The following is a 13,211-nucleotide window of genomic DNA, read 5'->3' as shown; positions in this document are numbered from 1 at the left end:
AAGCTTTCTGCAGAATTAGAGCATACATTTCTACAATCAGAAAGAATAGTTTGCCTGTTATAGAGGGTATTCTTGCGGCGCTCAAAGGAGCGCCGCTAACTATACCCTGAATAGTTACTATTTTATTTTTATTTTCATTTTTACTTTCTTAGTCTGAGAAGGACTCGTGCCGTATGCAGTTAAAATGAGAAGAAATTTCACGGGCTTCTTGCTTGAATTTCAAAAGAGGAAATCTGAAAATTATTTTCTGGCTAAAAGCTTATGTCCTTAAAACCTTTACGTAATTTTCTATATACACGTTTTTGGGTACTGATCTTATTGCAATATACAAAAGCACGGGAACGATTACCATGTCATCGAGATATCCGATTACAGGGATGAAGTCAGGTATCAAATCGATTGGTGATAATGCATAGGCTATGGCGATCCATAATAGTATTTTTGAAACTCTGGGAGTTCGAGAGTCTGCATATATAAGCTTGGATAGTTCTATGTACTTTTTTGCATTATTTTTTATTTCTTTTAGTTTCGACATATCTACCATAGATACAAAATTGATTGTTTATAAATAATTATCTGGCTTATTAAGATTATATTTAATAATCTCTGAAAATAATATCCTCGTTCGCTGATAATAGTTTGGTCTAACTGGCACTTTTTTTCTAAGGCAACTTTGCGTTACATGCAGTAAAACGCCAATAGTAATAAGCCTGTACCTTTATTCCTGTCAAAAAAGATAAACTTTTATAACGAATCTCTCAAAAAAAGAAGTCTTGAAAAGACTCCCTCTATCTTTCAAGAATCTCTTCCCCTGCAAAAACCATTTCATAGGTTTTCTTCGAAATCCTCTTCGTTTTTCTCTTCGTTTTGAATGCATTTTAAGGCTTCAAGTTTCCTTTTCGCGTCTGCCATGTCGGGATAGAGGCGCAGGATTTCATTGAAAACCTTTATGGCGTCGGCGTACCTTCCCATTTTTCCCAGGACAACTCCCCTGTAATTCATGGACTGGACATCGTGAGGTCTTATCCTGAGCAGCCTGTCAAAGGCTCTCAGGGCATCCTCATACTCTCCCATTTTCGCAAGAGAGATCCCGAGATATTTTAGGGACTGTTCGTGCCAGGGGTTAAGGGCAAGGGCTTCGCCAAAGGCTCTGCAGGCAGTTTCATAGAGTTTCTGTTTGAAGCAGACAACCCCTACGTTATAGATTGCCTTGATGTTTTCAGGTTCTTTTTCAAGCACAAGGTCAAAGGCTTTCAGGGCTTCCCTGTACATTTCAAGCGTGCAGAAGGCGATTCCCTTATAGTTCAGGGCGTCAAGGTTCTCAGGGGAAATCTCGAGGATGCGGTCGAAATAGCCAAGGGACTCCCGGGCCCGGCCGGTTTTGATAAGGGTTGTGGCCGCGTTGTAAAGGGCTTCTTCATTCCTTGGATTGAAAAGTGCGGCTTTTTCAAAGGCTTTCAGAGCCGCTTCGGGGCTTTCCAGCTCCAGCAGGCAGAGCCCGAGGCAGTTCAGGCTTTCAGGGTCTTCGGGATCGGTTTCCAGCAGTGTTCCAAAGGTTTCGGCAGCAGCTTCGTATTCCCCAAGGTTGAAAAGCGCAAATGCGATGTGATAAAGGGCTTCCCTGTGCGTCGGGTCGTGCTCCAGAATCATATCAAAAGCCTCAAGGGCTTTTTCATACTCCTGAAGCTCCATTCTGGCAATCCCTAGCCTGTAACAGGTTTCAAGAGAGTCCGGAAAATCAGGGGCAAACAGGAGCACCCTTTCAAGGTCCCGTGCAGCTTCCTCAAAACGCTGGAGCTTGAAATTCGCTGCTGATCGGCTGTAGAGAGCGTTTACATTCTCAGGATTCAGGGTCAGAGCAGAACTGAAAGCCTGGCAGGCTTTCTCGTACATATTCAGTCCGAGAAGGGAAAGCCCCATTTGCTCCCAGGCGGCTTCCAGGGTTGAATCAAGCTCCACGGCCCTTTCAAAAGCTTCAACGGCTTGCTCGTTCTGGTCAAGCCCCCTTAAAGCAAGCCCTGCTACGTACCAGAGGTCTACAGCCTCTGGTTTTATTTCAAGAATCTTTCCAAACGTCTCAAGGGCCGCTTCATAGTATCCCTGTTTGAGCTGGGAAAGCCCAATTTTTGTCCAGGCATCCTCGATTTCAGCTTCATTTAATTCATCGTTAAATCCGGGGCTTTTTTTCCGGTTTTCTCTCTGGATTTTATCCTGGTTTTCTCCGCTGATTGATCTCTGTATTTCCTCCTTATTTTCTGCCTTATTTTCTCCGCTGATTTCTCTCTCTAATTCGGTCTCACTTTCTTCCGGATTTCTCTGGTTAATTTCTTCAGGGGTTTCTGTTTGATTTCCCAGGACAGCTTGCTCGAAGGCCTCCAGGGCTTCAGCATAGTATCCCGCAGAAAACAGGATAAGCCCTCTTCTGTACCAGGCTTTTTCAAATTCAGGATAAATTGAAAGGAGTTCTGAAAATGCTTCAAGAGCTTCCTCCAGTCTGCCGAGTTCCAGAAGCACAATCCCTTTACTATAAAGGGCTTCTTTTGAAACCGGTTCGCTTGCTGCAAGCTTTCCAAGTGGCAGGAGGGCTTCCTCATACTTTCCAAGTTCTATCAGAGAGAATGCAAACTTTTCAAGGAGTTCTCCAAAAGCCTGGGAGTTCTCGAAAGCTGGAATTTCTCCTGCACTTTCTCCTTCATTTTCCTCCCCAACCTCTCCAGTACCTTTAATATCAAGGTTCTCAGCTGCAAGTTCGAGAAGGGTGTCAACTGCAGAAACCGCCTCTTCCGCCTTTCCGAGTTCGAAAAGAGCCAGGGCTCTTTTATGCAGAAGTTCGAGATCGGTTGCCCCGGCGTTAAGGGCAGCATCAAAAGCTTTCACGGCTTTTTCATATTCCCTGAGTTCGAAGCAGGACACCCCTGTATAGTAAGGAAGTTCGGGCTTCTGGCAGCCAAGATCAAGAGCATTTTCAAAGGATTTTACGGCTTCTTCAAAGTTTCCCAGCCTGAAGAAGGCAATGCCTCTGTAGTAATGCAGATCTTCCTTTTTCGTGCAGTATTTCAGGGCCTCCTTGAAAGCTTCAACGGCCTCCTGATATTCCTCAAGTTCGAAATGAGTATACCCTTTTTGCTCAAGGGCGAAGGTGCAGTCTGGCTTAAGTCTAAGCACGGAATCGAAGATTACTGAAGCCTCCTTTACTTCCCCACGGGCTTTCAAAATAAGCCCTTTCCTGAAAAGGATAGTTTTTCGCTCTGGATTATTCCTCAGGACCCTATCAAAAAGCTCAAGGGCTTCTTCGTAAAGCCCCCGTCTGAAGCAGGTTGTGCTCAGGTGTGCAAGAGACTCAATATCGGACTGATCTATTTTAAGGAGTTCCCTGAAACCCGAAGCCGATTCTTCATATCTTCCTGACCGCAGTAAAGCGAGGCTTTTCATGTAAAGGGCATCAAGGTTTTCCAGATCGATTTCAAGTGCGGCTTCAAAAGCTCTTAAAGCCTCCTTAAAATTCCCAAGTTCGAAACAGGAATACCCGAACTGGTAACAGGCGTCCTGGTAAGCAGGGTCAAGCTCAAGAACCTTTTCAAAGGCTTTTATTGCCTCCTCATGCTGCTTCAGCTTTGAATGGGATATGCCTTTAAGGTACCAGGCCTCTACAAACAGGGGGTTTTGTTCGGTAAGCCTTGAAAAAGCCTCAAGCGCCTTTTCGTAAGCTTCCTGCCTGATAAGCACAAGCCCTTTCCAGTAAAGCGCAGAGGATTTCGGTGCATAGGACTCTTGTTCAGAGAAGTTTTGTGCAGAGGAGTTTTGTACGGAAGAATGTGCAAAAGAGATTTTCCCGGGACCTTCTTCTACTTCTTCAAAAAGAGAAAGGGCTTTATCATATTGTCCGGATTCGAAACTGGCGATCCCGAGCTCAAACTTTGTTTCTTCGTTGCCAGGGTCGAGTTCCAGTATCCGCGAAAGGGCTTCAACTGCCGCTTCATATCTTTTTAGCTGCAGAAGGCAAATCGCCTTTTTATGAAGAGCAGAAAGGTTCTCCGGATCTTTTTCAAGCACAGCCTCAAGAGCTTCCAGGGCTGCTTCGTATTGTTCGGTTTCAAACCGACAGAGGGCCCTGTACTCAAGAGCTTCCTTCATCTCGGGGTTAAGGCGAACTGCGGACTCAAAGGCAGATGCTGCTTCTTCTGGCTTATTTATTCTATACAGGCTAAGGCCTTTATAATACCAGAGAATGTCGGAATCCGGTTTTTCTTCAAGAGCGCTCTCAAAGGTTTCAAGGGCAAGAACATACTTTTCAAGCTGCATCTGCGCAAAACCTTTGTAAGTCCGGGCGTTCTGGTAGTCGGGATTCTTTGTCTCACTACAGGCGGAATTCTTTATCTCTTTATAATTTGCGCTCCGTAAAATCACTTCGTCAAAGGCTCTTATAGCCTCTTCAAAACATTCCAGTTTTATCAGGGCAAGCCCTTTTCTGTACCAGGCTTCTTTGGATTCCGGTTTTTTACCGAGCACCTGATCAAAAGCCTGAAGGGCAGTTTCATATTTCCCGAGTTCCATTGCAAGTTTTCCTTTTCTACACTGGATTTCCGGATTTTCGGGGTATTTTGCAGCGAGTTTTTCAAAGGTTTCCAGGGCTTCTTCCTGCCTACCCAGTTCCAGCTGGGCAGTTACAAGGCTGTATAAGAGATCGGGGTAATCGGGATTAAGAGAAAGGATTTTTTCAAAGGATTCCAGGGCAGTTTCCTTTTTTCCAAGCTTGAGCAGGGCTACTCCCCTGTTGTAAATGGAATCGAGATCTTCAGGGCTTGTTTTAAGGACTTCGTTAAAGGCTTCATTTGCTTTCTCATATTCTTCCGCAGCCAGTAATATTAGTCCTCTGTTTCTCCAGGCGTCCTCAAAGTCAGGTCTGAGCTTTAAAGCTTCTTTAAAGGCCTGAAGGGCCTCTTCAGTTCTTCCAAGCTTGTCAAGCACAATTCCCTTGTTGTTCCAGCCTTTTTCTAGATACGGGTTCAGACGCAGGCCTTGTTCAAAAGCGTTAAGGGCATCTTCATAGCGATCCATGGAATAGAGAACAAAACCCTTATTCATCCAGCAGGCGTCGCAATCGGGTTTAAGTTCCGCAGCCTTCTCAAGAGCTTTTAGGGCAGGCTCAAACTTTTCGCTGTCAAGGAGGATTAACCCTTGCTGGAGCCAGAGCCTGTAATTTTCGGGTTCTTTTTCGAGGATATGTGCAAGAGCTTCAAGAGACTCTTCAAAACGGCCTAATTCAACAAGCACAGTGCCCCTAAGCTTCCGGGCCTCGGTAAGTCCCGGGCTATGTTCAATCATGGAATCGAGGGCTTTGAGGGCTTCTTCATACTTCCCTGCCCTGGCAAGCAAGCGCCCCTGCTGGTACAGGGAATCTCCGTATGCAGGATCCAGTTCGGCGACTCCGGAGAAAGCCTGTGCAGCCTCCTCAAAACGTCGCAGCTTCACGAGAGCAAGAGCCCTGTTATACCGGATTTCCTTCATTTCAGGATAAATTTCAAGCACAGAGTCAAAGGCTTCGAGGGCTTCTTCATAGACCTCAAGTTTCATCAGAGCTAAGCATTTGTAGTTCCAGGCTTCGAAGTAAGCTGGGTCCAGCCTGATGGCTTCTTCAAAAGCCCCGATTGCATCATTGAGCCTGAGCAGCTGGATAAGAGCAAGGCCTTTCCTGAGCCAGATTTCTTTATTCCCTGGGTTGAGTTTCAGAATTTTCGAAAAAGTTTTTTCAGCATCCTCATAGCGGGCAAGTTCGTTTAAGAGAATGCCCCTATGGTAGAGCGCAGTCTCGCTGGCAGGAAATTTTCTTAAAAATGCGTCAATACATTCCAGAGCTTCTTCACTCTTCCCAAGCTTTGTCAGCGAAAGGCACCTCTGTTCCCAGGCATCGGTATGTCTTGGGTTTTCCCGAATCAGAGAATCGAAACACTCCAGGGCTTTTTCATGCTCTTCAAGCTTTGCGAAAACGAGCCCTTTTGAATAGCAAGCGTCTGCATTTTTGGGGTCGATTTCAAGTGCATGCCCGAAACATTCCAGGGCTTCTTCATAGTTGCCGGCTTTTCCAGCCACGGTCCCACGGGCGTACCAGGCGGTTCCGCATTCGGGCTCAAGTTCAAGTACTTTCTCAAAACAAAGAATTGAAGCCTCAGTCCTTCCCACTTCGGCAAATACAAGCCCTTTCCGGTACCAGGTTTTTGGATTTTCCGAATTTATTTCAAGCGCATTGTCATAAGCTTCGAGAGATGCTTCAAACTTTCCAAGGGTTGCCAGAGCAATTCCTTTTCTGTACAGGGCATCGAAATTTTCTGGCTCGAAGTGCAGGACTTTATCAAAAGAGTCGAGGGCTTCTTCTATTTTCTCAATTTTCAGCAGGGCGAGTCCTCTATTGAAAAGAGCTCCTGTGTGACTCGGGTCTTTGTCCACAAGCTTGTTGAAAACATTAATCGATTTTTCGTACCTTTTTTGTCTCATCAGGCCAAGGCCTCTTTGAAAGGTTTCATCGTGATTGATAACCAACTCCTCCGATCCTTTTTTCTAACTGTTTTCCTGCACTTTTCCAATTATATTGCTGCATTTTCCTAAATATGTTCCTGCGCTTTTCAATTATATTAACGCAATTCCTAAACATATTGCTAACTTTCCCTAATTTACCCCTGCAAGTTCAAATCGATCTGTATATTTAAACATGGATTTTTTTATCGGCTTTAATAATATTTTGCCCTATTTTCTTCGTTTCAGAGTTTTTATGATTTCAGAGTTCCTGCGAGCAGTTTTCCGTCTCTCGCCATTAAAAGCTACTTTGAAATAATTGTATTTAGTATTACTTTGTATTTTTCTCTACTGTATTTTTCTCTACTATTGCCTTTACTGGATCTTTGTGAAATTTATGAACTTACTATAGATGTATAAATCTGCAGCGCACTAATTATTCCTGTATTTTCCCTGCTATGGACAATTGAGTGTACTTTTTTCTCAGATGCCTGTTTGGAGACAATTTACCGACGTTAAAGATTAAAATTTAATGCTGCATTCCACATCAGATTTATTATCCTAATTAACCAGAGTTTATTATTGTTATCAATCAGAATTTATTATCATTATTAATTTATCTAGAATTTAATCTCCTAACATTGTATATAAACGATCCTCAATAATTGTGTGGGGGAAGAACTTTATATTATTTTTTGAATGTACTTTGGGGAATGTTTGGTATGGTCTTTGCAGCCAGCTTGTGTTATAAAGATATAAATGAAATATAAAAATAAAATTTTTCTAAGTTTAAATCAAATCTCAAAGATTCCTGATAATGCTTCCTTAAGATGCCGATGTGTCTCTTTATTGAAACAAACAAGAAAAACTTTTTCAGGTAATTCATTTTCCTGAAGGAACTTCCTTATTTCGGAAACTACAATTCCTGCAGCCCTCTCTGAAGGAAAGTTATATGCACCTGTGCTTATAGCTGGAAAAGAATGGTTTTTACGGCATATTCCCTTGCAAGTTCAAGGCTCTTTCTGTAGCAGGAAGCCAGCAAACTATCCTCTCCTTTTTGGCCTCCCTGCCATAAAGGGCCCACAGTATGTATTACCCATTTTGCAGGCAGATGATATCCCTTTGTAATTTTTGCTTCTCCAGTGGCGCAACCTTTTAAACCCTTACATTCTTCCAGCATTCCGGGCCCTGCGGCTCTATGGATAGCACCGTCGACCCCTCCGCCCCCAAGGAGAGTCGGATTTGCAGCATTTACGACTGCCTCCACTTCCAATTTTACAATATCTCCCTGGATTATTCTTATCCTGTCCGATATGTGTAACATAACCTGCTCTTTTGCTTCGGTTTCTTTATATTTTATTTGATTTCCTTATTATATTTTTTATATTTTATTTCATTTCCTTATATTCTGTTTAACTTCTTTCCGGAATACTATACGATTTGTGTTGTCTGGTATGTTCTGCTTTTTTTGCGTTATTTCCTGCTTTACGTTCTCACTTTATCTTCTTGCTTTATCTTTTTGTTTTGTCTTTGCTTTACCTGCTCTTGTTTCCTCCTTTGCTACGATTCGGTACAATTTTTTTCTTTCACGTTCATACCTTTAGTTTGTGCATTCCCAAACAATCATATAGCATAAAACATAGATTATACTAGTCAATCCGGGAATGGGAATTTCGGTTTTCCGAAGGTGATTATTTGCCTGTGACGGAAACTCCGAAAACTTTGATGCGTCTCAAAGGGGTTCCAAAGCTATATTAACTATTGATCTAAAAGATCAGCAGCGTCTGAAAATAAGTAAGGCTAAGAATAAATAAGGCCAAAAACTTCCAAATTGAAACTTAATATGGGGAGACAATTATGGATGAGATGACACTTAAAGAGAGGCTTTTAAACGCGCTGGAAGGGAAAAAAGTTGACAAAGTACCGGTCTGTTCCGTAACCCAGACCGGAATTGTTGAATTGATGGATGAAGTGGGAGCTCCCTGGCCGGAGGCTCACTCGGACCCTGAAAAAATGGCAAGGCTGGCGATTGCAAATTACGAGCTCAGCGGGCTCGAAGCTGTAAGAGTTCCCTACTGCCTGACCGTACTTGCCGAAGCCATGGGCTGCGAAGTAAATATGGGTACAGTTAACAGGCAGCCATCTGTTACTGCGCATCCATATGTTAAGGATCTGGAAAATATGAAAATGCCTGAGAACCTGCTTGATATGGGCAGGATCGGGGCTGTACTAGATTCGATTAAGATCATAAGAGAAAGAGTAGGACCGGACGTGCCTATTATAGGAGGTCTGGAAGGCCCTATTACTCTTTCTTCAGATCTGGCGAGTGTAAAATCCTTTATGAAATGGTCTCTTAAAAAACCCGATATGCTACGACAGGTACTGGATTTTGCAACCGACGCCACAATAGCTTATGCAAATTCTATGGTTCTTGCAGGAGCAGATGTCATCTCCGTTGCTGATCCTGTAGCATCTCCTGACCTGATGAGCCCTGATTCATTTAAAAATGAACTCCAATCAAGGCTGCAGAAATTCTCTTCAGAAGTAAATTCCGTTACAGTCCTGCATATCTGCGGGAATGTGGGCCCGATCCTTGATTATCTGGCAGACTGTGGTTTCGAAGGTTTGAGCGTTGAAGAAAAAGTCGGCAGCATAAAGAAGGCTAAGGAAGTGCTTGGGAACAGGGCAAGACTCGTAGGAAATATATCGAGCCCCTTCGTTCTGCTCCCCGGCCCGGTTGATAAGATAAAAGAGGAAGCCAAAAAAGCTATCGCCGAAGGTGTGGATGTACTGGCTCCTGGCTGTGGAATTGCACCTATGACCCCGCTTTCTCACATTAAAGCCATGGTCGAGGCAAGAAACGAGTATTACGCCTGAAAATCCACACAAGAAACGGATTTAACTGTTTTAACTAATTTTAATTTTTCCATTTTTCCATTTTTTTAATTTTCCTGGTTGTGCCTCCCGAGTCCCGTCTTGGGAGGACGGTGCCATTTTCGCTCCGTCCAAGATGGCTGAATTATAATGAAGATACTGAGCTGAGACAAGAGGGCTAACTTATGGGCAAGAAAGGCTACATTCAACTCGTTCGGAAGGCTGATTTACCCGAATTTCTTTTCGGGTTACCAAATGGGTGTGATCACAAGCCTCTTCAGAAAAGGTTTGATCGAAAACAGGTCAATATTTGAATTTGAGAATCTTATCCCAAACCCTATCAGCGTGATCAACCGGCGCAACGGTTGTTTCAAAAAAGGAAAACGGAAGAACTTGCCTTGATTAGAGGCCGTAGTTCTCCGGCTTGAAGACTTTTACTTCACTCTTATATTTTGTAAGGCAATCACTCATAAACTGCTCTTTATCGTCAGTAAGGGCCTCGAGAGCTGTTCTTGCATTTGCAAGGGCATTTGCTTCGAACCTGGAGAGCTCAAGTTTGCCTTTTGCTCCTTCTTCGACGATTTTAATGCTTTCTATTGCTGCATCCCTGGCGCGGAGGTAAATATCGTCTCCGTTCCTGGCAATGGCCTCTCCTACTCTGTAGGAATTCTGATATGCGAGTACATAGCCCTGTGCATCCCTATACATATCCGAAGCTGCGAACATGTCCCTCAGGACTTTTGCATTACCCGAATCAAGAGCAACATTCATGAGGGCACAGTCATAAGCCAGGGTCTCGGACCAGCACTGAACAGTTGTACCTCCGAATTCACCGTGGTACTCAACCGATTCATTGGACCAGAGGTCACAGCACTGCATTGTCAGGTTACCCATCAAGTCAGAGTGGGCACAGGTTGAGGTCTTACCTTCCTGAGCAATCGGAACACCTGCAACTGCTTTGACGATAGTGTTCTCATATCCGCAGTCCTTACCTGGGCCAACAGCCCCGGCTTCGTATGCAACGAGGGACCTTGCTGCAGAGATTGCCCTTGCAATGATTGCAATGGTGTGGGCAAGATTTTTATCCAGCAGGCCGCCTGCAATAAACATTGCAGTATTTGCCTGGGCACAGTCTGTGTCACCGGATGCTATTACCTTATTCTTCTTTGCAACTGATGCAATATCTTGCCAGATCATTTCCATGTCCATGCTGCCTAGCACGCCTATACCATAAAGTATGCCTGGCAAATCGTTCCTGAGAATTGCATGGTCAAAGACTTCTTTTCCACCCATTGACTCAACTGCAAGCATATCAGCACCATTCTGGGCACACTGTTCGAAAGCCTCCATAAAGGTGTTGTACTTGTCTCCTCCTCTGAGCTCGAGGAAGTCCCTGCTTTCACGGATATCACCGATTGTGTGGCGGAGTGCACATTTTATTCCATATTCGTCATGGTAATCTTCCATGATAGTCTTCTGGGCATGCGCAACAGCCGCTCCCCATTCCGGGTGATTGGACATCTGCTGAACGTGTTCGGTTTCAAGCACGACAGAGGGAGCTCCGATTTGAACCATCCTCGCCATAATGTCGGTGGTTATCCTTTCGTACTCTTTTATGAGTTTTTCTTTGGATTCTCCGGCTTCAGGCCTTGGGGCGTAGTTCACTTCGGGAGTTGTGTAGCCGGCACCGATCTCAAGTCCAAGACCGGTTTTGACTGGCTTGACGGCCTTTCCGAAAATCATTTCATCTGCGCTTTTATAAGCCATTTTAGTACATCTTGTTACTGCCATCTACTCCACCTCCTCAGTGTCTATGGAATTTTTCCCTCAGTTTCACAACGTTGTCCCCATGTTCCTTGATGAAATCGGCCATCTTCGGAGCATCGGCTGCTTCTTCACCGTACACCCCAAGCTCGTACTGGGACACGAAGTCCTGGTTCACAGCACCACCACCGCATGCGAATGGAATCCTGTATCCTTTCTCCATAAGCTTGTCGTTAACTTCCTTGAATGCATACATGGTTGTGGTCATTAGGGCCGTGCCTGTAAGCATAAGAGGACTTTCTCTCTCCACCGCAGCTACTACTTCATCTACAGGGACATCTCTTCCAAGATCCACCACATCATAACCGCCTGCTCTCAGTAGTGCAGCCACAATGTTCTTTCCGATGTCATGCACGTCGCCTTCTGCAACGTGGCAGACAACCTTCCCTTTAACTACAGGTGCCCTTCCTCCCTTCTGCTTAATGAATTCGATACCTTCCAGCATGGCATCAGCAGACATCATAACGTTTGGCAGGAAAATAACTCCCTCGTCATAAAGCCTTGTGACCACTCCCATTCCAACCATCAGTGCGTCATCAATAAGAGAGACCGGGTCCTTCCCGGAACTAATAGCCTTTTCCAGCCCCTCAACAACGTCATCTTCTTCCCCTTCAAAGATGGCTTTTGCAATCGGGTAAATTGTTGAATCCTTAGGGTAAAGCTCTTCTGCAGCATCTTCCGGCGTCATTTCCTTTTCCATTTTTACATTGTAACGAACCAGAATACCACTGGGATCTATATCTATCAAATATCTAACCTCCATTTTGGCGTTTGAGGAGCAAATGATCCCTGATCATTTACAGGGGCCAAAGCCGGGCTAAAAACTAAAATTCTTCCTGAAATAAACCTTAATCATATTTAGGTGCCTAAATCCCTCTATTTTTTCATAGAGACAGCTAGATGAGGTCTAAACAGGTATAAAACCCCAAATTCTTCCCAATTTCTTAAAGGGACTCCTAACTCCCCTTAATTTAATTGGAATCCGATATATATAAAACTCACTGAGCAAGTTTAAGGTTCTAATACTGAACTGTGAACTACGATTTTCGTTGTTGGGAGGCCGTACTATTTTTAATGCTCTCGCTTTCACGGAGTTTTTCTAATTCATGTTTAATTAAAAACATGATAGAATTATTAGAGTTAAATTCACTGTTGAAAATACATATTTCTCAGGTTTCAATCCGATTCCAGGAGCCGCCAGAGAATCTAAAATAATAGTAAAAGAGTTTCACCAGCTGTAAAATAAAAATTATAGTTTAGTAAACACCATATTTCAATCACTTATTTTCTTCTTAATTTGATCTGTGCTGGAAGCATTTTCCCAAAAGATATATATGCTAGTAGTGCCTCTAAAAGATCCCCTGATCTTGAAGGATCAGAGGGCATTAAATCTATAGATTTAGCAAAAAGATACTTTTGCAATGGAATCTATGGATAAAAGCCATATAGACAAAAATCTTTATATACAAGAAATGTCTTGTATGTATCCCTCACAAAAACCAAATTTGTGAGCATCCGACTCTCTTACGATCCCAAAAGCTCGAAATGGCAGTATCTCTATAGATTCGAACAAATTTTTCCTTTTGTTCTGAATCTGTGTGTGAAAAATTGCCGAGCGGGGAAGTTTTATATACCAGAACTACCTTGTATCTGGTCCTTACACAATAAAATGTGCTGAGGTGAGAAATACAAAGCTTTATATACAAGAAATATCTTGTATGTATCCCTCATAACTCAAAAATATAATGAGGAATAACACAAAGCTTTATATACGGGAAATGCCTTGTAAGTATCCCTTACACAAGCCAATGTGTCAAAGGGAATAACACAAAGCTTTATATACAAGAAATACCTTGTATATGACCCTGCGCAAACTGATTGCGCGGGTTAAATTACATATCTCTTTCATCTTTTAATGGAGTCAGGAGTTGTTTCCTGTCTGACGAGGATTTTTGTCGGTTCGGTTAATTCTGGGCGGTGAGAGTTTTTCATAAAACATCATC

The 13,211-nt window shown here is 43.4% G+C and carries 6 protein-coding genes and 1 pseudogene; 2 read left to right on the top strand and 5 right to left on the bottom strand.

Translation table 11 applies throughout. The features are described from left to right. Positions 1-259: 259 nt before the first annotated feature. The 3 genes and pseudogenes from ACPK8D_RS15740 to ACPK8D_RS15730 form a co-directional block, all read right to left on the bottom strand. Positions 260-544 (bottom strand): YkvA family protein, encoded by a 285-nt coding sequence (locus tag ACPK8D_RS15740; protein ID WP_424718798.1) that lies wholly within the window; start codon positions 542-544, stop codon positions 260-262. Positions 545-825: 281 nt separating this feature from the next. Continuing rightward, a complete protein-coding gene (locus ACPK8D_RS15735; protein WP_424718797.1) occupies positions 826-6,492 on the bottom strand; it encodes a tetratricopeptide repeat protein in 5,667 nt (1,888 codons plus the stop codon). Positions 6,493-7,304: 812 nt separating this feature from the next. Then, positions 7,305-7,834: pseudogene (locus ACPK8D_RS15730) on the bottom strand (O-acetyl-ADP-ribose deacetylase). A gap of 533 nt (positions 7,835-8,367) precedes the next feature. Between ACPK8D_RS15730 and mtaA the strand changes: the two are divergent. Together mtaA and ACPK8D_RS15720 are read left to right on the top strand one after the other, a co-directional pair. Continuing rightward, complete coding sequence (gene mtaA, locus ACPK8D_RS15725) at positions 8,368-9,387, top strand: methylcobamide:CoM methyltransferase MtaA (RefSeq protein WP_424718796.1); 1,020 nt, start codon at positions 8,368-8,370, stop codon at positions 9,385-9,387. A gap of 252 nt (positions 9,388-9,639) precedes the next feature. Beyond that, complete coding sequence (locus ACPK8D_RS15720; protein ID WP_424718795.1) at positions 9,640-9,786, top strand: hypothetical protein; 147 nt, start codon at positions 9,640-9,642, stop codon at positions 9,784-9,786. Here ACPK8D_RS15720 and mtaB read toward each other — a convergent pair whose 3' ends face one another. Together mtaB and mtaC are read right to left on the bottom strand one after the other, a co-directional pair. After that, a complete protein-coding gene (mtaB, locus tag ACPK8D_RS15715; protein ID WP_424718794.1) occupies positions 9,787-11,175 on the bottom strand; it encodes a methanol--corrinoid protein co-methyltransferase MtaB in 1,389 nt (462 codons plus the stop codon). Positions 11,176-11,188: 13 nt separating this feature from the next. Then, a complete protein-coding gene (gene mtaC / locus ACPK8D_RS15710; protein ID WP_424718793.1) occupies positions 11,189-11,971 on the bottom strand; it encodes a methanol--corrinoid protein MtaC in 783 nt (260 codons plus the stop codon). Positions 11,972-13,211 lie beyond the last annotated feature (1,240 nt).

The sequence above is a fragment of the Methanosarcina sp. genome, assembly GCF_049706645.1.
In the GTDB taxonomy this organism is placed as follows: Archaea; Halobacteriota; Methanosarcinia; order Methanosarcinales; family Methanosarcinaceae; genus Methanosarcina.
Note: the sequence above shows the minus strand (reverse complement) of the source record. Positions and strands in the feature narration are given on the sequence as shown.

Excerpts from the sequence above, each read along its gene's own strand:
- ACPK8D_RS15740 (WP_424718798.1), bottom strand. The coding sequence starts at position 544 with ATGGTAGATATGTCGAAACTAAAAGAAATAAAAAATAATGCAAAAAAG.
- ACPK8D_RS15735 (WP_424718797.1), bottom strand. The coding sequence starts at position 6,492 with ATGAGACAAAAAAGGTACGAAAAATCGATTAATGTTTTCAACAAGCTT.
- mtaA (WP_424718796.1), top strand. The coding sequence starts at position 8,368 with ATGGATGAGATGACACTTAAAGAGAGGCTTTTAAACGCGCTGGAAGGG.
- ACPK8D_RS15720 (WP_424718795.1), top strand. The coding sequence starts at position 9,640 with ATGGGTGTGATCACAAGCCTCTTCAGAAAAGGTTTGATCGAAAACAGG.
- mtaB (WP_424718794.1), bottom strand. The coding sequence starts at position 11,175 with ATGGCAGTAACAAGATGTACTAAAATGGCTTATAAAAGCGCAGATGAA.
- mtaC (WP_424718793.1), bottom strand. The coding sequence starts at position 11,971 with ATGGAGGTTAGATATTTGATAGATATAGATCCCAGTGGTATTCTGGTT.